Source organism: Gemmatimonadaceae bacterium (assembly GCA_020851035.1).
GTDB lineage: Bacteria > Gemmatimonadota > Gemmatimonadetes > Gemmatimonadales > Gemmatimonadaceae > JACMLX01.
Genome location: JADZDM010000004.1, coordinates 1 through 25,474 on the forward strand (window position 1 = coordinate 1; position 25,474 = coordinate 25,474).

Genomic DNA, 25,474 nt, shown 5'->3' on the forward strand with positions numbered 1-25,474 from the left:
GGGTGACCGGGCGCGTCGGGAAGATAACTGCCCGGGGCTAGAGCCGCGCCCGGACCAGCTCGACGAAGTCCATCGGGCGCCGGGCGATGCCCATGCCGGCCTTCTCGAACGCTTCCAGCTTCTCGGCGGCGGTGCCGGCCGAGCCCGAGATGATGGCGCCGGCGTGGCCCATGCGGCGTCCCGGCGGTGCCGTCTGGCCGGCGATGAAGCCGACGACCGGCTTGGTCATCTTCGTGCGGACGAACTCCGCCGCTTCCTGCTCGTCGGTGCCGCCGATCTCGCCCATCATCGCCACCACCTTGGTCTGCGGGTCGGCCTCGAAGGCCGCCAGCGCGTCGATGAAGTTGGTGCCGTTGATCGGGTCACCGCCGATGCCGACGCAGGTGCTCTGCCCGATGCCGGCCCGGGTGAGCAGGTTCACGATCTCGTAGGTGAGCGTACCCGAACGGCTCACGACACCCACCGGGCCGGGGGTGCAGATGCGCCCCGGGATGATGCCCACCTTGGACGCGCCGGGCGTGATGAGCCCCGGGCAGTTCGGCCCGAGCAGGCGGGCCCCCATCTCCTTCACGAAGGGATACACCTTCGTCATGTCGAGCACCGGCACGCCCTCGGTGATGCAGACGATCAGCTTCACGCCGGCGGCCGCTGCCTCCATCATCGCATCGGCGGCGAACGGCGGCGGCACGTAGATCACCGACGTGTTCGCACCGGTGGCGGCGACGGCCTGGGCGACGGTGTTGAAGATCGGCACCGTGCCCTCGAACTGCTGGCCACCCTTCCCGGGCGTGACGCCGGCCACGACCTTCGTGCCGTACTCCATCATCTGCTTCGCATGGAACGAGCCGTCGCGGCCCGTGATGCCCTGCACCAGCAGCGTGGTGTCGTTGTCGATGAAGATGCTCACGTGGCGGCTCCCGTTGCCAGGGCCACGGCCTTCTGCACCGCCTCGTCCATGTCGGACGATGCGGTGAAGCCGTTCTCGGTCAGGATCTGCATCGCGAGCTCTTCGTTGGTGCCTGTCAGGCGGATCACGATCGGGACGGTGAGCGGGTTGGCCTTCGTGGCGGTCACGATGCCGTTCGCGACGTCGTCGGTGCGCGTGATGCCGCCGAAGATGTTGAACAGGATCGCCTTCACGTTCTTGTCGGCCGTGATGATGCGCAGCGCGTTGACGACCTTCTCCGGGTTCGACGAGCCGCCGATGTCGAGGAAGTTCGCCGGGTCACCGCCGTAGTACTTCACCAGGTCCATCGTCGCCATCGCCAGGCCGGCGCCGTTGACCACGCAGCCGACGTTGCCGTCGAGCTTGATGAAGGTGAGGTTCGCCTTGCGGGCATCGACCTCCGCCGGGTCCTCGCTGCTCTCGTCGCGCAGTGCCTCGATCGCCGGCAGGCGCTCGAGCTCATTGTCGTCGATCACCATCTTGCCGTCCACCGCCACGACCTTGCCGGCCGGCGTGACGACCAGCGGGTTGATCTCGGCCAGCGAGCAGCCGCTCTCGATGAATGCGGCGTAGAGCTGCTGCATGATCCTCGCGGCGGCGCGCGCCTGCTTCACGTCGTCGTAGAGGAAGAAGCCCATCTCCATCGCCTCGTACGTCCGCAGCCCGTAGCGCGGGTCGACGGGATGGTACTTGATCTTCTCCGGCGTGGTGGCGGCGACTTCCTCGATGTCGATGCCGCCGGCCGCGCTGACCATTAACACCGGCTTCTTCGTGGCGCGATCGACGATGATGCCGACATACGCCTCGCTGCCGATGTCCTCGGCGATCGTGACCAGCACCTTCTCGACGGTCAGGCCCTTGATGTCCATGCCGAGGATCGCGGTCGCCTTCTCGCGCGCCGCGGCCGGCGTCGGGCAGTACTTCACGCCGCCGGCCTTGCCGCGGCCGCCCACGTGGACCTGCGCCTTGACCATCACCGGCACGCCATACCGGACGGCCAGCGCCTCGGCGGCGTCGGGCGTGGTTGCGATGTCGCCATCGGGGATCGGGACGCCGTGGCGCCGCAGGATCTCCTTGGCCTGGTATTCATGAAGGTTCACACACGCTCCATCTGCGATCGAGTGATTGCAGCGACTGTGATGTTGTGATCCCCGGCGGCGCGTGCCGCGGCTGCCGGGGGTGGAACCAGCGCCCGTGATGGGCGCCGAGGTGCCGGCGGCAAGATAACCGGTGTCGGCGGCTCATCGCGGCACGGAGTCCGGGGGCGGCACGCCGAGGGCGCGCCCGAGGGCCTCGAACGAGGCCCCGAAATCCGTCCAGCTGCCGCGTTGCAGCGCCGTCCGCATCTGCCGGTACAATGCGGCCGCGGCGGAGCCAGGCTGCGCGGCGCGCGCACCCTCGCGCCAGGCGAGCGCCGCCTCCGGCGCCGTCACCCCCGTCCCCCGGCGGATGCCATCCGTCACGAGGACGGCGGCGAGGTGTGTCGGCCGGCCGTCGCGGAAGGTGAGGTACGGGGTGAGGAACCGGGGGGCGTCGGCACCGGGCAGCACCCGGGTGGTCCCGCGATGCGCGCCAGCCAGGCTGCCGGGCTGGCGCAGCGAGTCGGAGACGTCGCGGGCCGCACGCTCGACCCCCTCGTATGGTGCGGCGTCGTCGCTCGGCAGCCAGCGCGTGCGGCGGTCGCCGCCGCCCGGCGCGATCAGCACCCCGCGCACGATGCCGCGCACGTCGATCGCCGCGGCAGTGTGCGCCCAGGCCTTCCGCATCGGCAGCCAGACCGGCACCTGCGCGTCTTCCGCGACGGCGCTGTCGGAGACCGCGCCGCGCACGAGCAGGTACCCCGTGATTCCCCCGTTCCGCGTTGCCGGCGCGTCGTCCCGCAGGGTCCGCGTGCCGAAGCGCGCCGCGACCGCACCCTCGAGGGCGAGGGCGTCGGCGCGGGGCGGCAGCGCGCGGCGCACGGCGTCGGGCAGGCGGTCCAGCATGGTCAGGTGCCGGGCGAGGCGGTGCAGCGGACGCCTGGCCAGCGCCGGCGGGTTCCGTTCCGTGACCAGCAGGATGCGACCCGTGTGCGCATTCACGAGCGCCGTCGCTGCATGCTGGGCGGCCGTGACCTCCATCGCGCCGTCCGCGAACGGCAGGTGCTCCGAGAGCGGGTAGGTCGCGCTCACCGCGTACAGTTCCGCCACCCACAGCAGGGAGTCAGCCACGACGACGGCCGCGACCTGCGCGCCGGTGCGCAGCGTCGGCGCGACGAGCGCGAGCCGCGCACGCACATCGCGTTCCGTCACCAGCACCGGCGACGGTTGCGGCACCGTGGCGAACAGGAGGCGCAGGTTCTGCTGGTTCCAGGCGTGCGCGAGCCGGGCGGAGGTGGCCGCGATGGACGGTGCGGCAATGCGGTGCGACGGGTCGCTCACGATCGCATAGCCACGGCCCGAGTCGCTGACCGCGATCGGGGGCAGCGCCACGCCGCCGCGGGTGTTGACGTTCCGGAACGGGGTCTCGCTGGTGATGGCCACCGGCAGCGCGTGCCAGGTGGGGAGCAACCCCGGCGTGCGCTGCGCATCGAACACGTAGGCGCCCGGCACACCGGCGGAGGCATCCCAGCCCACGAGCGATGCCACCTGCCCCGGCGTGGCGTGCGGCACCGTCGCGCGGTCCCACAGCGGCGTGGCGGCGAGCGAGGCGGTGTCGCCGGGGTCGGCGGGCAGCACGCGATCGGACTCGTAGGCGCGGCGCGTGTAGCTGGCGTGGGTCTCCAGGTAGCGCTGCTCGCGCGTGGTGCTGTCGACGTCACCGGCCACGCTGTCGGCGAGCAGCGGCAGCCCCTGGCGCAGGAGCAGCGCCATGAGGAGCACCGTGGTCACCGCCGCGATCGCAGAGCGTGGCTGGGCCGACCACGCGCTCCACGTGACGACGGCGGCGGCGGCGAGCGACACCACCTGCATCACGATGCCGCCGGGCAGTCCGATGCGGTGGTCGGCGAAGCCGAACGTCCCGCTGCCGCCGCCGTTGACGAGCCGGTCGAACCCGTCGAGGCGATAGCTCCAGGCGATGAGGCAGAGCAGCATGGCGCCGAGCACGGTGACGTGGCGTCGTGCGTGGCGCGTGATGCGGACGGCACGGCCGTCGGTGGCGATGCCGCGCGTGAGCACGTAGCCGACGATCGTGAGCATGGCCATCACCGCGTGGGAGACGAGCGCCCACGTGTACGCCTGCAGCTCGAGCGGGAGCCATGCCGTCCAGAAGGCGAGGTCGTACTGGAAGTACGGATCGGACTCGCCGAACGGGTGGGCATCGAGGACCGTCGCGAGCGGCACCCAGTCGTCGACCGGCACCGTCAGGAGCACGCCCACGGCGACGGCGCAGGCCCAGAGGGTGAGCGAGATCGTGCGTTCAGGGACGGCGCCGTTGACCTGGAGGTTGCCGACGCTGCCCGGCACCACCAGGCTCACGAAGGAGCGCCGCACCGCCTCCAGGTGCGCCCGCATGACCAGCGCCGCCACCGTGCCGGCGGTGCACTTGAGCACCAGCGAGACGTTCGTGCGCCACCACCAGACATCCCCGAACCCGAGGGCATCGAACCAGGCATGGTCGCCGATGAGCGCTCCCCATGCCCTGCCCGCCGCGAGCACGACCACCACGCCGACGACCAGCGTCAGCAGCCCGCGGCGGCGGATCATCACGGCCGCTCGCTTGCCACGATCAGGCCTCCACGCCCTGCGAGCGCAACCAGGCGTTGAACTCGGCGCGGATCGCGTCGCGCCGCCCGGCCGTGAGTGCCTCGAAGCGCAGCACGACGATCGGTTGCGTGTTGGACGCACGGATCAGGCCCCAGCCGTCGCCGAAGAGCACGCGGGCGCCGTCGACGTCGATCACCTCGCGCGACTGGCGGAAGTGCGCCGACGCCGCCTGGACGAGTGCGAACTTCTTGTCGTCCGGGCAGTCCACGCGCAGCTCCGGGGTGCTGAAGTACGACGGCACGTCGGCCAGCAGGTCGCGGACGCTGCCCGGGCTCGACGCCACGATGCGCAGGATGCGGGCGGCGGCGTAGAGCGCGTCATCGTGGCCGTAGAAGCCCTCGGTGAAGAACATGTGCCCCGACATCTCACCGGCGATCGGTGCGTGCAGCTCCTTCATCTTGTCCTTGATGAGGGAGTGGCCGGTCTTCCACATCACCGGCGTCCCTCCCGCCTTCGTGATCGCGTCGGGCAGCGCCTGCGAGCACTTCACGTCGAAGATGATCGCCTGGCCGGCGCCCGTGCGCGCGAACACGTCGCGGGCATAGAGCAGCAGCAGGTAGTCGCCCCAGATGATCGTGCCGTCGCCGTCGACGATGCCGATGCGGTCGGCGTCGCCATCGAATGCGATGCCGATGTCGGCCCCCGTGCGCCGCACCGCCTCGATCAGGTCGACGAGGTTCTCCTCGACGGTCGGGTCCGGGTGGTGGTTCGGGAAGGTGCCGTCGCTCTCGGTGAAGAGATAGGTGGCCTCGATGTTCATGCGCGAGAAGATGGCCTCGGTCAGCGGGCCACCGGCGCCGTTGCCGGCGTCGAGCACGACCTTGAGGCGGCGCGGGAGCGGCCCGGTGCGCGCGAGAATGTCCTCGGCGTAGTCGGCGTTGAGGTCCGCGTGCGACACGCTGCCCGTCTGCGTGGCCGCCGGGGCCTCGAGCAGGTCCCGCAGGCGCTGGATCCCGCTGCCGTGCAGCGAGCCGGTGCCGACGCAGATCTTGAAGCCGTTGAACTCCGGCGGGTTGTGCGACCCGGTGATCTGGATGCCGCCGGCCACCGTGAGGTGGTGCAGCGACCAGTAGAGCAGCGGGGTCGGCCCGACGCCGATGTCGATCACGTCGCGGCCGCGCGTGGTGAGCCCGCGCACGAGCGCGTCGCGCAAGGCGGCGCCGCTGGGCCGGTTGTCGCGGCCGACGGCGACGGGACCGGCGAGGCCGCGCTCGTCGAGGAGCGCGGCATAGGCCTGGCCGATGCCCTCGGCGGCCTCCACGGTCAGGTCGTCACCGACGACACCGCGAATGTCATACTGCCGGAAGATGCCTGCAGCGATGGTCATGGCAGAACGGGTTGTGAATCAGGCAGCACGGACGCCTGGACCGACGACGGCGCACCCACACTGCGCGTCGGGGTCATGGGAAGGGTGCTGGCCCGCGCCCACCGCACTGCCGGGCCGGGGTAGACACCGAGGACGAGCAGCACGACGGCGGCGATCGCGACCACGCCGCCGGTCATGCGGGCGGCGACGGGGGCACGGCCCGTGGTCTCGTCGGCGGGCGGCTGCATGAACATGGCGCGGATCACGCCGAGATAGTACGCCGCGGACACGACGCTGGCGAGGACGAGAATCACCGCCAGGCGGACCTGCGGGGCCGGCGCCGTGATCGCGGCCCGGAGGACGTACCACTTCGCGAAGAAGCCCATGCCGCCGGCCACCGGGAACCCCATCAGCGACAGCATGAAGACCGCCATCGCCGTGGCCAGCGCCGGTCGCGTGCGGGCCAGCCCGGCGAGGTCGCTGAGGTTCGTGCGCCGCTCCACGCCACCCGACACGATGCTGACGACAGCGAACGCCCCGACGGTGGCGAGGGTGTAGGCGAGGGCGTAGAACACGATCGCCGCCACGCCATCGCTGGAATGGCTGGTGATCGCCACCAGCAGGTAGCCGGCGTGGGCGACGCTGGAGTAGGCGAGCATGCGCTTCACGTTCTGCTGCACCAGCGCCAGCACGTTGCCCACCACCATCGTGACGGCGGCAAGGACCCACGCCGCGTAGTGCCACGAGCCATACGCCGCGCCCAGGCCGTCCAGCAGCAGGCGCGCGAAGGCGGCGAAGGCCGCCGTCTTCACGCCGGCCGCCATGAAGGCGGTGTACGGCGTCGGCGCCCCCTCGTACACGTCGGGGGACCACATGTGGAACGGCACCGCCGCGATCTTGAAGGCGAAGCCGACGAAGAGGAGCGCCAGCCCGCCGATCAGCAGCGGGTCGGTGACGAGGTTGCCGGCGGTGATCGCGGCCGACATCGCGGGCAGGTTCGTGCTCCCGGTGCTGCCGTAGAGGAGCGCCATGCCGTACAGCAGGAAGCCGGTCGAGAAGGAGCCAAGCAGGAAGTACTTGAGTGCCGCCTCGGCCGAGCGTGCGCGGCTGCGATCGAGCCCGGTGAGCACGTAGATCGACAGTGACATGAGCTCGATGCCAAGGAAGATCAGCATCATGTCGCGCGCACCGACGAGCAGCAGCATCCCGGCGGCGGCGAACAGCACCAGCGCCGGCGGCTCGGGGGCATGCAGCGCGGCGCCCTCGTTGTACTCCATCGCCATCACCAGCGTCCCGAGCACGCCGAGCAGGATCACGGAGGCGGACGCCCAGCGGAAGCCATCGAACGCGAGCGGTCCCGTGCTGGCGCCGAGCGGCGGCACCGCCCGCGCCATCATCGCCGTGGCCAGCAGTCCGGCCAGCGTCACGACCACGGCAAGCAGGTGCACGCGGCGCGTGTGTGCCGCGCCCTCGTTGCCGAAGACCCCGAACAGCAGCACGAGCATGCCGCCGACGGAGACGACCAGCTCGGGCAGGAGGAGGGCGCCGAGGTCCAGCGCGGCGAAGCTGAAGCCCGTCACGGTGCCACCGCCGCGGCGGCCGTGGGCAACAGTGCGGCCGATTCGGTCACCGTCGTCACCAATGACGCGAGGGACGATTCCATGCGATCCAGCAGCGGCGCCGGCGCGAGGCCGAGGCCGACGATCGCCACCACGAAGCAGGCCATCACGCCCGCCTCACGCAGGCTGAGGTCACGCAGCGAGGGCGCGCCCTCGGCCGGCGGACCGAAGAACGTCCGCTGCACGGCCCAGAGCAGGTACGCGGCCGCGAGGATCACGCCCGCGGTGGCCAGGAGGACGAGCACCGGGAACCGGGGGAAGGAGTGCAGCAGCACCAGGAACTCGCCGACGAATCCGTTGGTGCCGGGCAGGCCGGCATTGGCGAGCGCGAAGAGCACGGCCAGCGCGCCGAAGGCAGGGGCCTGCTTCGCGAGGCCACCGAGCGCGGCGAAGCGGTCGTCGGCGAGCCGCTCCCGGAGCATGCCAAGCAGGATGAACATGCCGCCGGTGGTGATGCCGGCGTTCACCATCACGACCAGCGCCCCCTGCAGCGATCCGGGCGTGAATGCGCTGACGCCCAGCACCACGAACCCGAGGTGCGCCACCGAGGCGTACGACATCACGCGGCGGAAATCCGGCTGCGCCAGCGCGGTGATCGAGCCGTACAGCACGGCCACGACGCCGAGGGACGCGAGCACCAGCCGCACCGTGGGGTGCATGCCGGCCGCCGGGAAGAGTGGGTAGGCGATGGCGATCAGGCCGTAGGTGCCGACCTTGATGCCGAGTGCCACCGCGGCGAGCGGTGGCCCTTCACCCTGCGCGTCCGGCAGCCAGGTGTGGAAGGGGACGAGCGCGCTCTTCACGAGGAAGGCGGTTGCGAAGGCGCCGAAGCACCAGAGCTGTGTCGTGACCGGCATCGGCCGCGATGCGGCCATCACGCGCAGCGCCTCGTAGGTGGTGCCGCCAGCCGCACCGGCCACCGTCACCACCGCCACCAGCATCAGCAGCGAGCCGAGCATGGTGTAGATGAAGAACGTCGTGCCGGCCGCGGGACCGCGCGCCGAGCCCCAGACGCCGATCAGGAAGTACAGCGGCACCAGCATCAGTTCCCAGCACAGGTAGAACAGCAGCAGGTCTGCGGCGAGGAAGATGCCGAGGATGCCGGCCGTCAGCAGCAGCACCAGGGCGTAATACGAGGCCGCGCGATGGGATACGCTCGTGTGATCCATCGCGATGACGGCCAGCGGCATCAGCAGCGCCGTGAGCAGGACCATCGGGAGCGAGACACCGTTCACCGCGAGCCGCAGCCGCGACCCGAACTCGTCGATCCACGGAAAGTCCACCTGCGCCAGCCCCTCCGGCACGGCGAACCAGAGCGCGACGGCCAGCACCGCTGTCACCAGCAGCAGGCCGATGGTGACGGAGCGCGCGAGCCCGGCGTGCGTGTCCGCCGCGCCGCGTGGCAGCAGCCAGACCAGCAGTGCCCCGAGCAGCGGGACGAGCAGCACCGCGGGCAGCAGCATGTCGGCGGCGGTGCTCACTGGCCGCCCCGCAGCGTGAAGGCGCCGAGCAGTGCGACGGCCCCGATCGCGATCGCCCACATGTAGCTGCCAGCGAAGCCCGCCTGCATGCGCGAGGCGACGCCGGAGACGAGCCGGAAGACCTGGGCGCTGCCCTGCACCAGTGCGCCGTTGATGACCCCGATGTCGAGGCCGCGCCAGAAGATGCGGCGCGCGGCCGCGACCGTCGGGCCGACCACGCCGCGCTCGATCGCGGTGTCCACGTAGTAATCGTTGGCCAGCACGAGCCCGATGCCGGTGTCGGCTGGCGACTCCGACTTTCGCACGAGTCCCGCCGGCTTGAGCACGGTCATGGCCACGCCGATGCCGGCCACCGCCACCGCGATGGCGATGCCGATGAGCAGGTACTCGGTCTGGTGCGACAGGCGGCCGGTGCCGGCGAGCAGCACCGACGACGAGCCGGACACCGGGGCGAGCCAGGCGTCGAGCAGCCCGGTGCGCCCGAGCGGCAGCACGTCGGGCAGCTGGAGCCAGCCGCCCACCAGCGTCAGCGCGCCCAGCACGACCAGCGGCCCACGGAGCAGCCAGGGTGAGTCATGCACCGCCGCCGCGACATCCTCACCGGAACGGAAGGTGCCGTGGAAGGCATAGCGCATCAGGCGCGTCATGTAGACGGCGGTGAGGAATGCGGTCACGAGCGCCACGCCGTACGCAAACCAGAGGACGACGGCACCGGGCACCGGCCCGAGCGATGACTCGGCCAGGGGGGACTCGATCGCACGCTCCGCCACAGCCGCGAGGATGGCATCCTTCGAGAAGAATCCGGCGAGGGGCGGGATCCCGGCGATGGCGAGTGTCGCGATCCACATCAGGGTGCCGGTGGCCGGCATGCGCTGCATCAGGCCACCCATGTTGCGCAGGTCCTGCGGGTCGTCGTGGCGATGCGTGGCGTGCAGGGCGTGGTGCATGGCGTGGATGACCGCGCCGGCCCCGAGGAAGAGCAGCGCCTTGAAGAAGGCGTGCGTCACCAGGTGGAACATGCCGGCCGTGTAGGCGCCCGCGCCCACGGCCACGAACATGTAGCCGAGCTGTGAGACGGTCGAATACGCCAGCACCTTCTTGATGTCCCACTGCTTCAGGCCGACGGTGGCCGCCCACAGCGCCGTGAGCGCACCGACGAGCACGATCACGAGGCAGGCCACCGGCGCGGCCGAGAACAGCGCGGCGTTCCGGACGATCAGGTAGATGCCCGCCGTCACCATCGTCGCGGCGTGGATGAGCGCCGAGACCGGCGTCGGTCCGGCCATCGCGTCCGGCAGCCAGACGTACAGCGGAAGCTGCGCGCTTTTCCCTGCGCAGCCGAGGAACATGAACAGGCAGATCGCGGTCGCGAGCGACGTCGAGAGCACGGCGTGCTGCTCGGTGATGACGCTGAAGTCGAGTGAGCCGATGTTCGTGAAGAGGAGGAACATCGCCACCAGCAGGCCGAAGTCGCCGATCCGGTTGACGACGAACGCCTTCTTGCCCGCGACGACGTTGGCGAGGTCACCGAACCAGAAGCCGATCAGGAGGTACGAGGCCAGGCCCACGCCCTCCCAGCCGATGAAGAGCACCGGCAGGCTCGCGCCCATCACGAGGATGAGCATGAAGCCGACGAAGAGGTTCAGGTACGCGAAGTAGCGGGCGAACCCGGCGTCATCGGCCATGTAGCCGATGCTGTAGATGTGGATCAGCGACCCGACGCCGGTGATGACGAACATCATCAGGAGGCTGAGCCGGTCGACCCGCAGCTCCCAGTTGACGTGCAGCGAGCCGGCCGCCATCCACTCGCCGAGCGAGGACGAGACGATACCCGGCGTGTCGGCCACCGCCGGCAGCAGCGCCGCCGTCAGGCCGAGCGCGGCCAGCATCACCCCCACACCGACGAGGCTCACGAGGGTCCTGCGGCCGGCCGGCACGTCCGGGCCGCCCCCGCCACGCCAGGCCGGCAGCAGCGAGAGCAGCCCGTTCACCGCGAAGCCGGTGAACGGCAGCGCGGGGATGAGCCAGACGAGTTGTGACGCGATGGAAGTGGACATGCGTGGGGAGTCGCTACCCTCTGAGCAGCCGAATGCGGCCGAGATCGACCGTGCGATAATGCCGGAACACGCTGATCACGATCGCCAGGCCGACTGCGGCCTCGGCCGCGGCAACGGTCATCACGAACAGCACGAAAACCTGGCCGGAGACGCCATGCAGGCGGGAGAGCGCGATGAACGACAGGTTCACCGCGTTGAGCATCAGCTCGACGCACATGAAGAGGATCAGCGCGTTGCGGCGGGTGAGCACGCCGAGCACGCCGATGCTGAACAGGAGCGCCGAGACGAACAGGGCCTCACGGATCATGGGCGCACCTCCGGGGCGATGCGGCCGCGCTTGGCCAGCACGACCGCGCCGACCACCGCCACCAGCAGCAGGACCGAGGTCACCTCGAACGCGACGAGGTTCTCGGTGAAGAGCGAGTCGGCGATGGCGGCCAGCGCGTCCGCGTCGACGGCCTGCAGGGGGCCGGTGGGCACGCCGGTCGCCCGCACCACGTACAGCAGCTCCGCAGCCAGCGCACCGCTGATCGCGGACGCGCCCACCGCCGCCGCCATGCCGCGTGCCTCCCGCGGGTCACCCTCGCCGAGGTTGAGCAGCATGACCACGAAGACGAAGACCACCATGATCGCGCCGGCGTAGACGAGCACCTGCGCTGCGCCGAGGAAGTGGGCGCCCAGCATCACGTACAGCGCGGCGAGCGCGAACATCACGTTGACCAGCCAGAGCGCCGCCACGACCGGGTTCCGGCGCGTCACCATGAAGAGCGCCGCGACCACGGCCATCGCCGAGAAGAACCAGAAATGGAAGGTGTAGAACGTGCCCATCATTCCCCTGCCGGGTCTGCGGGGTCCCACAACTCGCTCACCGGGTGCGTCTGCGCCGTCAGCCGCTCGAGGTCGTACACGAAGCCGTCACGCGTGTATTCCGCGTTCTCGTAGTGGCGACCCACATGGATCGCCTCCTCGGGACACACCTCCTGGCAGTAGCCGCAGAAGATGCAGCGGAACTCGTCGATCTCGAACACCAGCGGGAACCGGTTGCCCTGCTCGTCCTCGCCGGGCACGAGCTTGATGCAGTTGGCCGGGCAGACGGTCGGGCAGAGCCCGCACCCGACGCACTTCGCGCGACCGTCCTCGGTCGTGAGCATGCGATGCGTGCCCCGCCAGCGTCGCGAGAGCGCCTCGGTCTCCTCCGGGTACTGCGTCGTGACCTTGTGCGGGTCGACGAGGTGCCGGAAGGTGTGCGCCAGGCCGGAGAGCGTCGCGCGCACGTAGCTCACCTGCTCCACTGGCCGGTCCATGACCTTGACCTTGATCGCCATCAGTCCCCCGTCCCGGGTTCCGGCCGCATGTCCGCCGACAGCGTCGAGCCGGCGCGGTCGAGCATGCGCAGCCGCAGCATCTCGGTGGCGGTCATCTTGGCGGTGGTCGGGCTGAGCAGGCGACCGCGGTCGAACAGCACGAACACCGCCACCAGCACCACCACGTTCAGCACCAGCAGGATCCCCGTCTGCAGGGCGCCCGGCCGGATGCCCGCCGATTGCAGCCCGAGCAGCACGGAGGCGATCAGCACGATGTAGCCGAGGGCCAGCGGCAGCAGGAACCGCCAGCCCAGCGACATCAGCTGGTCGTAGCGGAAGCGCGGCAACGTCCAGCGGATCCACATGTAGAAGAACAGGAAGAAGCCGGCCTTGGTCGCGAACGACCCGAGCGTGAGGAGGGTCTTCAGCAGCGACGGGTCGCCGGTGTTGTCCCACGACGTGAACGGGATGTCCCAGCCACCGAAGAAGAGCGTCGCCATCAGGCCGCTGGTCGTGACCATGTTCGCGAACTCCGCGATGAAGAACATCGAGAACCGCATCGAGCTGTACTCGGTGTGATAGCCGGCCACCAGCTCACTCTCGGCCTCCGGGAGGTCGAACGGCAGGCGGTTCGTCTCGGCGAAGGCGGAGATCAGGAAGGTGAGGAAGGCCACCGAGAGGTTGAGCACGTTCCAGCCGCCGTTCGCCTGCTGGCGCACGATCGAGTCCATCGTCACGTTGCCGGCCAGCAGCAGCACCGGGATGATCGAGAGCCCCATCGAGATCTCGTACGAGATCATCTGGGCGCTGGAGCGGAGGCCACCGAGCAACGAGTACTTGTTGTTGGACGACCACCCCGCGAGGGTGATCCCGAACACACCGAGCGAGGCGATCGCGAGCGTGAACACGAACCCCACCTGGAGGTCGGCGATCGCGAGCGAGACGACCCCCCACGGCGTCGGCAGCGGCGAGGCGAAGGGAATCACCGCCCAGCTCACCATCGCGGTGCAGAATGCGATCGCCGGTGCGAGCGTGAAGATGATGCTGTTGCCGGCACCCGGCGACAGCTCCTCCTTCATGAAGTTCTTCACCCCGTCGGCCACCGGCTGCAGCAGGCCACCCGGGCCGGCCCGGTTGGGGCCGTGACGATCCTGGATCCACGCGCTGATCTTGCGCTCGGCGAGGGTCAGCAGCGCCACGGTCACGAGGTACACCCCGAAGAACGCGAGCACCTTGATCGCCGACGCGATGGCGAATGCGGTGCTGTTGTCCTCGATCGGTGTCATGAGCAAAGGGCCCATCAGGTCGTCGCCTCCGCGGGCAGCGTCACGTCCGCGCCCTGCAGCCCGAGGCCACGGTAGGAGAGACCGGCGAACGCCGGCACGGCGGCCGCCAGGCTCGCGAAGACGTCAGCGGCCAGCGGCGGGTAGGCGCCGGCACCCAGCGCCTCGGCCAGCGCGCCGAGCACGCGGTAGGTGGGACGGGCCTGCACCGGGGGCGCCTTCGCCTGGAGGAACCGCTGCACGCGGCCGCGGAGGTTGGTGAAGGTGCCATCCTCCTCCGCGACGTTGCACACCGGGAGCGCGACGATGGTGGCGCCAGCGAGGGTGGCATCGAGGACGGTGCCCACCACGATCACCCGGACCCCCGCCGGCACGGACGCGACGGCGGCGTCGGCGACGATCACCAGGTCGTTGGCCCCGAGCCCGGCCATCGGCGACGAGACGTCGGTGAAGCCGAGCAGCTCGGCCCCCGTGTGGTTCGGTGCGCGCTCGGCGCGCAGGGCAAGATCCGTCACGCCCGGCAGCGGAGCCTCCGGGCCGCGGGGCACCGTCATCACCAGCGAGGCGCCGACGTGCGCGCCGATGCGCTGCAGCAGGAAGAGCGCCTCGTTCGGGAGTGCCGGTGACGCCAGCACGGTGACGCGACCAGCCGATGCGATCTCCGACGCGGCGGCGGTGAGCGCCGCATCCCACGTCGCCAGCGCCAGCCCCTGCCCGTCACTCACCATCGGCACCTCGAGCCGGTCGCGCCGGTTCATCCACCGGTAGTGCATCCGGCCGACCTCACAGGCGAAGTGCTGGTTCACGGCCGCGTTGGGCCGCGGGCGGATGCGCACCACGACCCCGTCGCGCGTCTCGACCATCACGTTGCACCCCTGCGAGCACCCCGTGCAGATCGACGCGGCGCGATCCAGCTCCCAGGCACGCGCCTTGTTCAGGAAGTCCTTCGAGAGGAGCGCGCCCACCGGGCAGAGGTCGACGACGTTGGACGCCCACGGGCTGGTGAGGTCCTGGCCCTCGAACTTGCCGATGTAGGCGCGGTCGCCGCGCTCCGCCACGCAGAGCACCGGGTCCTGCGCCACCACGTCCATGAACCGCACGCAGCGCGTGCAGAGGATGCAGCGGTTCGGGACGTACACCACGTCTCCCCCGAAGTCCTCCATCGGGTTGAAGCGCTTCGGCTCCATGTACCGCGAGTCCTTCCGGCCTTCCGCGAACGTGTAGTCCTGCAGCTCACACTCACCCGCCTGGTCGCAGATCGGGCAGTCGAGCGGGTGGTTGATGAGCAGGAACTCGAGCACGCCCTTGCGGGCCTCGCGCGCCTTCTCCGAGTGCACGTGCACCACCTGCCCCTCACCGACCGTGGTGGCGCAGGCCGGCGCGAGCTTCGGGAACTTCTCCACCTCCACGAGGCACATGCGGCAGACGCCGGCCACGGGCAGCGACGGGTGGTAGCAGTAGTGCGGCACCAGCACGCCGACCGTCTTCGCCGCCTCGAGCAGGCTCGTGCCCGGTGCGACGATCACCTCGCGGCCCTCGATCGTGAGGGTCACCATGCCCGGATTCGCGGGCGCTGCGGGGGCCGTCACCTCAGGCCGCCGCGGGCGAGAAGCCCGGGATCATCACGCTCGACCGGTTCTTCGGGATCTTCGCCTCGAACTCGTGGCGGAACTTCTTCAACCCGCTCACCACCGGGGTCGCGCACGAGTCGCTGAGCACGCAGATCGTCTTCCCCGACATGTTGTCCGCGATTTCCAGCAGCGTGTCCAGGTCCTGCATCGTGCCCTGCCCGTCGCGGATCCGCTCGAGAATGCGGGTGGTCCAGGCCGTGCCCTCGCGGCACTGCGAGCACTGCGCGCAGGACTCATGGGCGTAGAAGCGGGCCAGGCGCGCGATCTGGCGCACCATGTCCTGCGAGTCGTCGAAGCAGATCACGCCGCCGGAGCCGAGCAGCGAGCCGGCGGCCTGGATGCCCTCGTAGTCCATCACCGCCCCCTCGCACTCCTCGGGGGTGAGGATCGGCACCGAGGAGCCGCCGGGGATGATCGCCTTGAAACGGCGTCCGGCGGGCGGGCCGCCGCAGAGGTCCCAGAGGAACTCCTTCATCGGGAAGCCCATGCCGACTTCGTAGTTGCCCGGCTTCGCCACGTTGCCACAGACCGAGAAGAGCTTGGTGCCGGTGCTCTTCGGGTTCGCGGGGGACGAGAGCGACTTGTACCAGTCGGCGCCGTGGCGCAGCACGTGCTGCGCGGCGCTGACCGTCTCCACGTTGTTGATCGTGGTCGGCTGCGCGAACAGGCCGGCCACGGCCGGGAACGGCGGCTTGATGCGCGGGTTCCCGCGCCGCCCCTCGAGCGAGTTCATGAGCGCGGTCTCCTCGCCGCAGATGTACGCGCCGGCACCCTTGTGCACGTGCACGTCCACCCGCTTGCCGCTGCCCATCGCATTCGCGCCGAGGATGCCGGCGGCGTACGCCTCCTTCACCGCCTCACGCACCCGGTGGATCGGCTCGGTGTACTCGCCACGGATGTAGATGTACGCCGTCTCCGCGTAGATCGCGTGGGCAGCGATGGCCGCACCTTCCACGAGCTGGTGCGGGGTCCAGCGCATGATCTCACGATCCTTGAACGTGCCCGGCTCCGACTCGTCACCGTTGATGGTGAGGTAGTGCGTCTTGCCGTCGGGCTTCATGAAGCTCCACTTCACGCCGGTCGGGAAGCCGGCGCCGCCGCGCCCGCGGAGCCCGGAGTCCTTCACGACGTTCTGCACGTCGACGGGATCGGTGGCCAGGGCCTGGCGCAGCACCTCGTAGCCGCCGCGCTTCTGCCAGCCGGCCAGGGTGCGCGCCTCGGCGTCGCCGAAGTACCGCGAGATCACCGGCGTCTCGCGCGGGTGTGCCGGATGCGGATAGCCCATCAGTCGAGCCCCGCGACGAGGTCCTTCACGCTGTCCACCGAGACGCACTCCACGAGCGCGTCATTGATCATCACGGGTGTCGCGAAGCCGCAGGCGCCGAGGCACTCCACCTCGATCACCGTGAACCGGCCGTCGGGCGACGTCACGCCCAGTTCCCCGCACTTCGTCTCCCGCAGGAAGGCATGCACCACGTCCTCGGCGCCGCACACGTTGCAGGGCGTGGTGGTGCAGACCTGCACGAAGTGCCGGCCCACCGGGTGCTGGTGGTACATCGTGTAGAACGACACCACGCCCTTGACGTACGCCGGCGTGAGGTCGAGCACGGCGGCCACCTCGGCCATCCCCTCCGGACTCACCCAGCCCCGGTCCTCCTGCAGCATCCAGAGTGCCGGCAGCAGCGCCGCCATCTTGGTGGGGTAGCGCGTGAGCAGCTCGTCGAGCTCGGCCCGGCGCGCCCCGGTGAACACCGGCACATGCGCGGTGTGGGCATCGTGCCCGTCCGGTGCCATCGCGTGGAGGCTCATCGGTCGATCTCCCCCATCACGATGTCGATGCTGGCATTGATCGCGATCACGTCGGACAACAGGTGTCCCTCGGCCATCTTCGAGATGGCGGACAGGTTGACGAAGGCCGGTGGCCGGATGCGCCAGCGGACCGGCTTCGAGGTGCCGTCGCTGACGAGGTAGTACCCCTTCTCGCCCTTCGGGCTCTCGGTCGGCACGTAGCACTCGCCCACCGGCGGGCGTGGCCCCTCCATCACCAGCTTGAAGTGATGGATCATGGACTCCATCTCGCTCGTCGCCTTGCTCTTGGCGGGTAGGATCACGCGCGGGTCATCGATGTTCAGCGGGCCGTCGGGCAGCCGCTCGAGCGCCTGCTCGATGATCCGCACGCTCTGCCGCATCTCCTCGAGGCGCACGAGGTAGCGGTCGTACACGTCGCCGCGCGAGCCGACGACGATGTCCCAGTCGTAGGTGTCGTAGTCGAGGTACGGGAAGTCCTTCCGCACGTCGTAGGCGACGCCGGAGGCGCGCAGCATCGGGCCGGAGAGCCCGTAGTTGATGGCCTCGGGCGCGGTCATGACCCCGAGGCCCACCGTGCGCCCGACCCAGATGCCGTTGCGCGTGAGCATCCGGTCGGTCTCGTCGAGCGTCTTCGGCAGCGAGCGCAGGAACCCCTTCAGCCCGTCCACCCAGCCCGGCGGGAGGTCGGCGGCCATGCCCCCGATCCGCGACGCACTGGTGGTGAGCCGCGCCCCCACCCAGCTCTCGAACAGGTTGTAGACCGTCTCGCGCTCCTGGAAGGTCCACAGGAACGGCGTGAACGCGCCGAGGTCCACCGCGGTGGTGCCCAGCCAGACCAGGTGCGAGATGATGCGCGAGAGCTCCATCGCAATCACGCGCAGCACGGTGCACCGCGGCGTGATCTCGATGCCGAACAACCGCTCCGCGCCGAGCGCGTAGGCGATGTTGTTTCCCATCGAGTTGAGGTAGTCCTCGCGATCGGTCCACGGGATGATCTGGTTGTACTGGCGATACTCGCCGATCTTCTCGAAGCCGCAGTGGAGATAGCCGATGTGCGGCACGCAGCGGATCACCGTCTCGCCATCCAGCTCGAGCACGAGGCGCAGCACGCCGTGCGTGGCCGGGTGCTGCGGGCCGATGTTGATCAGCATCCGCTCGCTGCCCATGTCGGGCTCGAATCCCGGCTCCAGGTCGCGCGGCACGACGTGACCGGCGGCATCCGCCGTCAGCGGTGCCCGTCGCAGCACACCGTCCGCCCCGAGCACCGGCGTCGCCAGCTCCACGTCCACCGTGCGGGTGGTGGTCGTCATGCCCCCACCTCGTCATGCTCGGCCAGCAGCCGCGCCCGCATGTCCGCCGGCAGCTCGTGGAAGGCGTCCGCCACCGTCAGCTCCTCCATCGAGTAGCGCGCCTCGGGGTTCGCCGCCAGCGCCTGCGACAGCTGCTCCGAACGGCTGAAGCGACCCCGCAGCGGGAAGTCCTTCCGCAGCGGGTAGCCCTCGGCGTACGACTCCCAGAGCAGGATGCGGCGGAGGTCGGAATGGCCGGCGAACCGGATGCCGAACATGTCCCACACCTCGCGCTCGAGCCAGTTGGCGGACTTGTACACCGGCTCGATGCTCGGCACCTCCAGGTCGGCGCCGTCGGGCAGGGCCGCCTTGAGCCGCAGGAACCGGCGATACGGGAGCGAGCGCACGTGCCACACCATCTCGAGCGGGCGGCCGGCGTCGCGATGCTCCACCGCGGTCACGTCCACCAGGTAGTCATACTGCTGCGTGGGGTCGTCGCGGAGCCAGAGCACGATCTCGCGGATGCGCGCCGGCTCGACCCACACGGTGGTCTCGCCCCACATGACCTCATGGCGGCCGATGGCGCCGCCGAAGCGCGCGCGGAGGGCCTCCACCGAGGGGTTGGCGTCGCCACCGCGGTGCGGCAGCCCGCGCGGGGTGACGGGATCCGGCGTGCCGGACGGGAGGGCGGCGCCCGGAAGCACCGTCATGGTGCCGACCGGGTCTGGTGCACGGAGTTGCCGAAGGGTTCGGACAGCTCGTCGATGCGCGCCGGCGGGATGTAGAGCTTGGAGGTGGGGTCGATGGTGATCTCGTCGTACTGCGCCTGGTCCGAGATCGAGCGGTTCCGCATGACCTTGTCCTGCAGCATCAGCACGCCGTACATGAGCGCCTCGGGCCGCGGCGGGCAGCCCGGGACGTACACGTCCACCGGGATGATCGTGTCGATGCCCTGCACCACCGCGTAGTTGTCGAACATGCCCCCGCTGGACGCGCAGGCGCCCATCGAGATCACCCACTTCGGCTGCGGCATCTGCTCGTAGATGCGTCGGATCACGGGCGCCAGCTTGTACGGCACGCGTCCGGCGCAGATGAGCACGTCGGCCTGGCGCGGCGAGAAGCTCAGGCGCTCCATCCCGAACCGCGCGAGGTCGAAGCGGCTGGCCGCCGTCGCCATGAACTCGATGGCGCAGCAGGCGGTGCCGAACGGCATCGGCCAGAGGGAATTCGCGCGCGACCAGTTCACCAGGAACTCGAGCCGCGTCGTGATCCAGCCCTCCTGCGACGGCGGATCGTACGACACGCGCGCGCCGGCGGATGCCGGTGTCAATCCCATTGCAGTGCTCCCTTGCGCCACACGTAGGCCAGGCCCACGGCGAAGATCGCCATGAACACGAGCATCTCACCGAGCCCGAAGAAACTGGTCGCGCCGGTGCACATCCCGTCCACCAGGGCCGTGCTGCAGGAGAGGCGGCGGAAGGCGGTGCCCCACGGAATGAGGAAGACCGTCTCGATGTCGAAGACGATGAAGAGCATCGCCACGAGGTAGAACTTGACCGAGAAGCGCTCCCGGGCGTCGCCGATGACCGGGATGCCGGATTCGTAGGCCTCCGACTTCACGAGGCTCGGTCGCCGGCGCATGGCCCAGTGTGACAAACCGATGATCACGGCCGCGTTCAGCAGAACGAAACCGATCAACATCAGGATAGGCAGGTACGCTTGGAGCCCCATTCGTGGTCGAAAGCTCGTGAAAAAATTCACTAACCGGTCACGGGCAAGGTAGCCGTCAACGGGACGTACTTCAACGCTCGCCAGAGCCCGTCGCAGCCGCCGCCGGCACCCCCTGCGGACCGGCCCGATGCGGAGGGAGTGTCGGACGGTGGCATGCCGGACCCAGCCCCGCTACGTTCCCGCGCCATGGCCATCATGAACGACGCGTGGATCCGCCGCATGGCGCTCGACCACGGGATGATCGAACCCTATGAGGACCGACAGGTCCGAGAGGGTGTCATCAGCTACGGAGTGTCCTCGTACGGCTACGACATGCGTGTCGCCCGCGAGTTCAAGATCTTCACCAACGTCCTGAGTTCCATCGTGGACCCCAAGGACTTCGACCCGAAGAGCTTCGTGGAGTTCGAGGGGGACCATTGCATCGTCCCCCCCAACAGCTTCGCCCTCGCCCGGTCTGTGGAATATTTCCGCATTCCGCGGGACATCCTCACGATCTGCGTAGGCAAGTCCACCTACGCCCGGTGCGGGATCATCACCAACGTCACCCCGTTCGAGCCGGAATGGGAAGGTTTCGTGACTTTGGAGATTTCCAACACCACGCCGCTGCCGGCCAAGATCTACGCCAATGAGGGGATCGCCCAGGTGCTGTTCCTGCAGGGCAACGCCCCGCCGGATGTGAGCTACCGGGACAAGCGCGGGAAGTACCAGGCCCAGGTCGGCATCACGTTGCCGAAGCTCTAGGACGCAGGGCCGGAACGCTGCGGGGCCCGGCACCAGTTCCTCGGTGCCGGGCCCCGCGCGTGTCCTGTCCTGTCGAACTCAGCCGTTGCCGCTCGACCCCGACATCTCCGGCTTCCTGGTGGCCATCGCCACGATGTAGTCCCGGTTCATCTGCGCGATCACGTCGATCGAGATCTGCTTCGGGCACGCCTCCTGGCACTCCCCGTAGAGGGTGCAGTGCCCGAAGTGCTCCGAATCCATCTGCGCCACCATGGCCTCGACGCGCTTGTAGCGCTCGGGCTGCCCCTGCGGCAGGCGCCCGAGGTGGGCGACCTTGGCCGCCGTGAACAGCGAGGCCGAGCCGTTCGGGCAGGCGGCCACGCAGGCGCCGCACCCGATGCAGGCCGCGGCATCCATGGCGGCATCGGAGTCGGTCTTCGCCACCAGGATCTCGTTGGCATCACGCGCGCCGCCGGTCGGGGCGCTGATGTACCCGCCGGCCTGGATGATCCGGTCGAACGCCGCCCGGTCGGTGATCAGGTCCTTGAGCACCGGGAACGCCGCCGAGCGCCACGGCTCGATGGTGATCTCCTGGCCATCGGTGAACGTGCGCATGTGCACCTGGCAGGTCGCCGCCCCCTTCACCGGGCCGTGTGCGACGCCGTCGATCATCATGCTGCAGCTCCCGCAGATCCCCTCGCGGCAGTCGTGCGCGAACGCGATCGGCTCCTTCCCGGATTCCTCGAGGTGGTCGTTCACGATGTCGATCATCTCGAGGAACGACGCATCCGACGGGATGTCGGTGGCCTGGTAGGTCTCGAGCCGTCCGGCGCTCGTCGGGCTGGCCTGTCGCCACACCTTCAACGTGAACTTCATCACTTGTAGCTCCGCTGGCTGAGCTGCACGTTCTCGAACGTGAGGGGTTCCACGAGCCGCGTCGGCGCGGCGGACTCGCCGTTGTACTGCCACGCGGCCACGTGCGCGAACTGGTCGTCGTTGCGCAGCGCCTCGCCGTCGGGCGTCTGGTACTCGGTGCGGAAGTGGCCGCCGCAGCTCTCCTCGCGCTCGAGGGCATCGCGGCACATCAGTTCCCCCAGCTCGAGGAAGTCGGCGACGCGGTTGGCCTTCTCCAGCGCCTGGTTGAGGTCCGCGTCACTGCCCGGCACGTTGAGGTTGCGCCAGAACTCCTCCTTCAGCGCCCCGATGTCCTGGATGGCCGAGGTGAGCGACGCGGTGTTGCGCGCCATGCCGCACTTCTCCCACATGATCTTGCCGAGGTCGCGGTGGAAGCTGTCGGTCGCGCGCTTCCCCTTGATCCCGACGAGCTGCTTCATCCGGGCGTTCGACGCCGCCTCGGCCGCCTTCACCTCCGGATGGTCGGCCGTCACCGGCGCGAGCTTCGCCTGTGCCAGGTAGTCGCCGATGGTCACCGGGATCACGAAGTACCCGTCGGCCAGGCCCTGCATCAGCGCACTGGCGCCGAGGCGGTTGGCGCCGTGGTCGGAGAAGTTCGCCTCGCCCAGCACGTGCAGGCCGGGAATGGTGCTCATCAGGTTGTAGTCCACCCAGGTGCCGCCCATCGTGTAGTGCACGGCCGGGTAGATGCGCATCGGCTGCTTGTACGGGTTCTCGTCCGTGATGCGCTCGTACATCTCGAACAGGTTGCCGTACCGCTCGCGGATCGCGTGCTCGCCCAGCCGCGTGATCGAGTCGGCGAAGTCGAGGTAGACGCCGAGGCCGGTGTCACCGACGCCGCGGCCCTCGTCGCAGACCTCCTTCGCGGCGCGGCTGGCGATGTCACGCGGCGCCAGGTTGCCGAAGCTCGGGTACTTGCGCTCGAGGTAGTAGTCGCGCTCGGACTCGGGGATGTCGCGCGGGTTGCGCGTGTCGCCCTTCCTGACCGGTGCCCAGCAGCGACCGTCGTTGCGCAGCGACTCCGACATCAGCGTGAGCTTCGACTGGTGGTCGCCGGCCTGCGGGATGCACGTGGGGTGGATCTGCGTGAAGCAGGGGTTGGCGAACGCCGCGCCGCGCTTGTAGGCGCGCCAGGTGGCCGTCACGTTCGACTGCTTCGCGTTCGTCGAGAGGAAGAACACGTTGCCGTAGCCGCCGGTCGCGAGCACCACCGCATCGGCGAGGTGCGACGAGATCTTCCCCGTGCGCAGGTCGCGCGCGACGATGCCGCGGGCGACGCCGTCGACGACGATGAGGTCCACCATCTCCGTCAGCGTGTGCATGGTGACGGCGCCCTTCCCGACCTGCTTCTCGAGTGCCTGGTAGGCGCCGAGCAGGAGCTGCTGGCCTGTCTGCCCGCGGGCGTAGAAGGTGCGGCTCACCTGCGCGCCCCCGAACGAGCGGTTGGTCAGCAGGCCGCCGTACTCCCGCGCGAATGGCACGCCCTGCGCCACGCACTGGTCGATGATGTTCACCGAGCACTGGGCGAGGCGGTAGACGTTCGCCTCACGGGCGCGGAAGTCGCCGCCCTTGATCGTGTCGTAGAAGAGCCGGCGGATGGAGTCGCCGTCGTTCTGGTAGTTCTTGGCCGCGTTGATGCCGCCCTGCGCCGCGATCGAGTGCGCGCGCCGCGGCGAGTCGTGGTACACGAAGCACGACACCTGGTAGCCGAGCTCCGACATCGTGGCCGAGGCCGACGCGCCGGCCAGCCCCGCGCCCACCACGATCACGTGGTACTTCCGCTTGTTGGCCGGGTTCACGAGCTTCATGCCGAAGCGGTGCGCATCCCACTTCTGCTCGAGTGGACCCGACGGGATCTTGGACTTCAGTTCCATATGCTGTGCGCCCGACTACTGGAGTACGCCGAGAAGGAAGGCCAGCGGAATTGCCGCGAAGCCGCAAGTGATCACCACCGCCAGCACCACCGGCAGGTACCGCTTCAGCGGTGCGGCGCTCGGCCGGGCCAGGCCCAGCGTGCGCATCGAGCTCCAGGCGCCGTGGTACAGGTGCATGCCCAGTGCGAGCATCGCCACGAGGTAGAACACGGCCACCCACTTCACCGCGAAGCCGGTTACGAGGTTCCGGTAGACCTGCCCCTCGACGAAGTCGGGATGGACGCTGCCGACGGTGAAGTGCAGGATGTGGAAGACGATGAAGACGAGCAGCAGCACGCCGCCGTACCGCAGCGTCCGCGAGGCCAGCGTGCTCACCTGCGGCTGGCGCGCGGCGTAGTCCACCGGGCGCGCGGCGCGGGAGATCATCGTGAGCTGCCAGGCCGCCGTCACGTGCAGCACCACCGCCGCGATGAGCACCACGCGCGCCAGCAGCACCACCTCGTGCAGCGGGCCATGCAGCAGCGCGCCGTACGCGTCGAGCTTCTCTGCCCCCGAGAAGGCCTGCAGGTTGCCGACCATGTGGCCGAGCACGAAGCCGAGACCGATCAGCCCCGTCGCGCCCATCACCACCTTCTTGCCGATGGTGGAGCGCCAGAACGTCAACACCGTGTTCATCGAGCCGTGTGCTCCGGTACTGGGTCAGGATGGTCGAACGGCGGGCCGGCACCTCGCGCCGGCCCGCCGTCCGCGGAATGCTCAGATCGTGAGCGCGGCCATCGGTTCGCGGACAGCCTGCGCGCTCTTCTCCAGCGCGGCACGCTCGTCCGACGTGAGCTCCACCTCGATGACCTTCTCCAGTCCCGCGCGCCCGAGCTTGCACGGCACGCCTAGGTACAGTCCCGACATCCCGTACTCGCCGTCCAGCCAGGCGGCGCAGGGCAGGATACGCTTCTGGTCGTTCACGATCGCCTCGACCATCTGCACCGCACCCGCCGAGGGTGCGTAGTACGCCGAGCCGGTCTTGAGGTACTTCACGATCTCCGCACCACCGTCGCGCGTGCGCTGCACGATCGCGTCCAGCGTCGGCTTGTCCAGCAGCTGCGTCACCGGGATGCCGCTCACCGACGTGTAGCTCACCAGCGGCACCATCGTGTCGCCGTGGCCGCCCAGCACCATCGCGCGAATGTCCTTCACCGACACGTCCATCGCCATCGCGAGGAAGGCACAGTAGCGCGCCGTGTCCAGCACCCCCGCCATGCCGATCACCCGCTCGCGCGGGAACCCGGTCACTTCCTTCGCGACGTAGCACATCACGTCGAGCGGGTTCGACACCACGATCACGATCGCGCCGGGCGAGGTCGCCTTCACCTGCGTGCAGACCGCCTTCATGATGCCGGCGTTCGTGTTCACAAGGTCATCCCGCGACATACCCGGCTTGCGCGGGATGCCGGCGGTGATCACCACGATGTCGCTGCCGGCCGACTCCTCGTAGCCGTTGGTGCCGATCACGCGGGCGTCGAAGCCCTCGATCGGCGCGCTCTGGTACTGGTCCAGTCCCTTGCCCTGCGGCACGCCCTCGGCCACGTCCACCATCACCACCTGACGGGCCAGTTCCTTCTCGGCGATGCGCTGTGCGGCCGTGGCGCCGACGTTGCCAGCGCCCACGACCGTGATCTTGTTCACCATATGCGTTAGTCGACCTTGGAGGTATGCGGCGAGCGCACCGGCGGGCCGGCGCGGGGTAACCATCGCTAGCGAGTATC

The 25,474-nt window shown here is 69.5% G+C and carries 23 protein-coding genes; 1 reads left to right on the plus strand and 22 read right to left on the minus strand.

Annotated features, from left to right (window positions below):
- Window positions 1–37: 37 nt before the first annotated feature.
- The 18 genes from sucD to IT355_02985 form a co-directional block, all read right to left on the minus strand.
- Window positions 38–907 (minus strand): succinate--CoA ligase subunit alpha, encoded by an 870-nt coding sequence (sucD, locus tag IT355_02900; protein MCC7052187.1) that lies wholly within the window; start codon window positions 905–907, stop codon window positions 38–40.
- Complete coding sequence (gene sucC, locus IT355_02905; GenBank protein ID MCC7052188.1) at window positions 904–2,046, minus strand: ADP-forming succinate--CoA ligase subunit beta; 1,143 nt, start codon at window positions 2,044–2,046, stop codon at window positions 904–906. The genes sucD and sucC overlap by 4 nt, the downstream gene beginning before the upstream one ends.
- A gap of 141 nt (window positions 2,047–2,187) precedes the next feature.
- The gene (locus tag IT355_02910; protein ID MCC7052189.1) at window positions 2,188–4,632 is read right to left on the minus strand and encodes a UPF0182 family protein; all 2,445 of its coding nucleotides are present in this window, start codon (window positions 4,630–4,632) and stop codon (window positions 2,188–2,190) included.
- A gap of 22 nt (window positions 4,633–4,654) precedes the next feature.
- Entirely contained in the window at window positions 4,655–6,019 is a 1,365-nt protein-coding gene (locus tag IT355_02915; GenBank protein MCC7052190.1) for a phosphomannomutase/phosphoglucomutase, read from the minus strand.
- Window positions 6,016–7,578 (minus strand): NADH-quinone oxidoreductase subunit N, encoded by a 1,563-nt coding sequence (locus tag IT355_02920; protein MCC7052191.1) that lies wholly within the window; start codon window positions 7,576–7,578, stop codon window positions 6,016–6,018. The genes IT355_02915 and IT355_02920 overlap by 4 nt, the downstream gene beginning before the upstream one ends.
- Window positions 7,575–9,098 (minus strand): NADH-quinone oxidoreductase subunit M, encoded by a 1,524-nt coding sequence (locus tag IT355_02925; GenBank protein MCC7052192.1) that lies wholly within the window; start codon window positions 9,096–9,098, stop codon window positions 7,575–7,577. The genes IT355_02920 and IT355_02925 overlap by 4 nt, the downstream gene beginning before the upstream one ends.
- The gene (gene nuoL / locus IT355_02930; GenBank protein MCC7052193.1) at window positions 9,095–11,155 is read right to left on the minus strand and encodes an NADH-quinone oxidoreductase subunit L; all 2,061 of its coding nucleotides are present in this window, start codon (window positions 11,153–11,155) and stop codon (window positions 9,095–9,097) included. Before nuoL ends, IT355_02925 begins: the two co-directional genes overlap by 4 nt.
- Before the next feature lie 13 nt (window positions 11,156–11,168).
- On the minus strand, window positions 11,169–11,462 hold the full coding sequence (gene nuoK, locus IT355_02935; protein ID MCC7052194.1) for an NADH-quinone oxidoreductase subunit NuoK: 294 nt from the start codon (window positions 11,460–11,462) through the stop codon (window positions 11,169–11,171).
- Window positions 11,459–11,986 (minus strand): NADH-quinone oxidoreductase subunit J, encoded by a 528-nt coding sequence (locus IT355_02940; protein MCC7052195.1) that lies wholly within the window; start codon window positions 11,984–11,986, stop codon window positions 11,459–11,461. Before IT355_02940 ends, nuoK begins: the two co-directional genes overlap by 4 nt.
- Complete coding sequence (locus IT355_02945; protein ID MCC7052196.1) at window positions 11,983–12,438, minus strand: NADH-quinone oxidoreductase subunit I; 456 nt, start codon at window positions 12,436–12,438, stop codon at window positions 11,983–11,985. The genes IT355_02940 and IT355_02945 overlap by 4 nt, the downstream gene beginning before the upstream one ends.
- 41 nt (window positions 12,439–12,479) lie before the next feature.
- Window positions 12,480–13,745 (minus strand): NADH-quinone oxidoreductase subunit NuoH, encoded by a 1,266-nt coding sequence (gene nuoH, locus IT355_02950; GenBank protein MCC7052197.1) that lies wholly within the window; start codon window positions 13,743–13,745, stop codon window positions 12,480–12,482.
- A gap of 14 nt (window positions 13,746–13,759) precedes the next feature.
- Window positions 13,760–15,298, minus strand: a complete 1,539-nt coding sequence (locus IT355_02955; protein MCC7052198.1) for a (2Fe-2S)-binding protein — start codon at window positions 15,296–15,298, stop codon at window positions 13,760–13,762.
- 34 nt (window positions 15,299–15,332) lie between these two features.
- Window positions 15,333–16,658, minus strand: coding sequence for an NADH-quinone oxidoreductase subunit NuoF (gene nuoF / locus IT355_02960; GenBank protein MCC7052199.1), 1,326 nt, complete (start codon window positions 16,656–16,658; stop codon window positions 15,333–15,335).
- Window positions 16,658–17,182, minus strand: coding sequence for an NAD(P)H-dependent oxidoreductase subunit E (locus tag IT355_02965; protein ID MCC7052200.1), 525 nt, complete (start codon window positions 17,180–17,182; stop codon window positions 16,658–16,660). Before IT355_02965 ends, nuoF begins: the two co-directional genes overlap by 1 nt.
- On the minus strand, window positions 17,179–18,348 hold the full coding sequence (gene nuoD / locus IT355_02970; protein ID MCC7052201.1) for an NADH dehydrogenase (quinone) subunit D: 1,170 nt from the start codon (window positions 18,346–18,348) through the stop codon (window positions 17,179–17,181). The genes IT355_02965 and nuoD overlap by 4 nt, the downstream gene beginning before the upstream one ends.
- A 140-nt stretch (window positions 18,349–18,488) precedes the next feature.
- Complete coding sequence (locus IT355_02975) at window positions 18,489–19,181, minus strand: NADH-quinone oxidoreductase subunit C (protein MCC7052202.1); 693 nt, start codon at window positions 19,179–19,181, stop codon at window positions 18,489–18,491.
- Window positions 19,178–19,807 (minus strand): NADH-quinone oxidoreductase subunit NuoB, encoded by a 630-nt coding sequence (gene nuoB, locus IT355_02980; GenBank protein MCC7052203.1) that lies wholly within the window; start codon window positions 19,805–19,807, stop codon window positions 19,178–19,180. Before nuoB ends, IT355_02975 begins: the two co-directional genes overlap by 4 nt.
- Window positions 19,798–20,202, minus strand: coding sequence for an NADH-quinone oxidoreductase subunit A (locus IT355_02985; GenBank protein ID MCC7052204.1), 405 nt, complete (start codon window positions 20,200–20,202; stop codon window positions 19,798–19,800). The genes nuoB and IT355_02985 overlap by 10 nt, the downstream gene beginning before the upstream one ends.
- A gap of 186 nt (window positions 20,203–20,388) precedes the next feature.
- On the opposite strand from IT355_02985, the gene IT355_02990 reads away from it, so the two are divergent.
- Window positions 20,389–20,943, plus strand: coding sequence for a dCTP deaminase (locus IT355_02990; GenBank protein MCC7052205.1), 555 nt, complete (start codon window positions 20,389–20,391; stop codon window positions 20,941–20,943).
- A 78-nt stretch (window positions 20,944–21,021) separates the two neighbouring features.
- On the opposite strand, the gene IT355_02995 is transcribed toward IT355_02990, so the two are convergent.
- From IT355_02995 to mdh, 4 genes are all read right to left on the minus strand, one after another.
- The gene (locus IT355_02995; protein ID MCC7052206.1) at window positions 21,022–21,798 is read right to left on the minus strand and encodes a succinate dehydrogenase/fumarate reductase iron-sulfur subunit; all 777 of its coding nucleotides are present in this window, start codon (window positions 21,796–21,798) and stop codon (window positions 21,022–21,024) included.
- On the minus strand, window positions 21,798–23,711 hold the full coding sequence (locus tag IT355_03000) for a fumarate reductase/succinate dehydrogenase flavoprotein subunit (GenBank protein ID MCC7052207.1): 1,914 nt from the start codon (window positions 23,709–23,711) through the stop codon (window positions 21,798–21,800). The genes IT355_02995 and IT355_03000 overlap by 1 nt, the downstream gene beginning before the upstream one ends.
- Before the next feature lie 15 nt (window positions 23,712–23,726).
- Entirely contained in the window at window positions 23,727–24,386 is a 660-nt protein-coding gene (locus IT355_03005; GenBank protein ID MCC7052208.1) for a succinate dehydrogenase cytochrome b subunit, read from the minus strand.
- An 81-nt stretch (window positions 24,387–24,467) separates the two neighbouring features.
- A complete protein-coding gene (gene mdh / locus IT355_03010; GenBank protein MCC7052209.1) occupies window positions 24,468–25,397 on the minus strand; it encodes a malate dehydrogenase in 930 nt (309 codons plus the stop codon).
- Between the last annotated feature and the right edge of the window lie 77 nt (window positions 25,398–25,474).

Excerpts from the sequence above, each read along its gene's own strand:
- IT355_02985 (MCC7052204.1), bottom strand. The coding sequence starts at position 20,202 with ATGGGGCTCCAAGCGTACCTGCCTATCCTGATGTTGATCGGTTTCGTT.
- mdh (MCC7052209.1), bottom strand. The coding sequence starts at position 25,397 with ATGGTGAACAAGATCACGGTCGTGGGCGCTGGCAACGTCGGCGCCACG.
- IT355_02990 (MCC7052205.1), top strand. The coding sequence starts at position 20,389 with ATGGCCATCATGAACGACGCGTGGATCCGCCGCATGGCGCTCGACCAC.
- IT355_02910 (MCC7052189.1), bottom strand. The coding sequence starts at position 4,632 with ATGATCCGCCGCCGCGGGCTGCTGACGCTGGTCGTCGGCGTGGTGGTC.
- nuoH (MCC7052197.1), bottom strand. The coding sequence starts at position 13,745 with ATGACACCGATCGAGGACAACAGCACCGCATTCGCCATCGCGTCGGCG.
- nuoL (MCC7052193.1), bottom strand. The coding sequence starts at position 11,155 with ATGTCCACTTCCATCGCGTCACAACTCGTCTGGCTCATCCCCGCGCTG.
- IT355_03005 (MCC7052208.1), bottom strand. The coding sequence starts at position 24,386 with ATGAACACGGTGTTGACGTTCTGGCGCTCCACCATCGGCAAGAAGGTG.
- IT355_03000 (MCC7052207.1), bottom strand. The coding sequence starts at position 23,711 with ATGGAACTGAAGTCCAAGATCCCGTCGGGTCCACTCGAGCAGAAGTGG.
- IT355_02940 (MCC7052195.1), bottom strand. The coding sequence starts at position 11,986 with ATGATGGGCACGTTCTACACCTTCCATTTCTGGTTCTTCTCGGCGATG.
- nuoD (MCC7052201.1), bottom strand. The coding sequence starts at position 18,348 with ATGGGCAGCGAGCGGATGCTGATCAACATCGGCCCGCAGCACCCGGCC.
- IT355_02915 (MCC7052190.1), bottom strand. The coding sequence starts at position 6,019 with ATGACCATCGCTGCAGGCATCTTCCGGCAGTATGACATTCGCGGTGTC.
- IT355_02955 (MCC7052198.1), bottom strand. The coding sequence starts at position 15,298 with ATGGTGACCCTCACGATCGAGGGCCGCGAGGTGATCGTCGCACCGGGC.
- IT355_02975 (MCC7052202.1), bottom strand. The coding sequence starts at position 19,181 with ATGACGGTGCTTCCGGGCGCCGCCCTCCCGTCCGGCACGCCGGATCCC.
- nuoK (MCC7052194.1), bottom strand. The coding sequence starts at position 11,462 with ATGATCCGTGAGGCCCTGTTCGTCTCGGCGCTCCTGTTCAGCATCGGC.
- nuoB (MCC7052203.1), bottom strand. The coding sequence starts at position 19,807 with ATGGGATTGACACCGGCATCCGCCGGCGCGCGCGTGTCGTACGATCCG.
- nuoF (MCC7052199.1), bottom strand. The coding sequence starts at position 16,658 with ATGGGCTATCCGCATCCGGCACACCCGCGCGAGACGCCGGTGATCTCG.
- IT355_02995 (MCC7052206.1), bottom strand. The coding sequence starts at position 21,798 with ATGAAGTTCACGTTGAAGGTGTGGCGACAGGCCAGCCCGACGAGCGCC.
- IT355_02965 (MCC7052200.1), bottom strand. The coding sequence starts at position 17,182 with ATGAGCCTCCACGCGATGGCACCGGACGGGCACGATGCCCACACCGCG.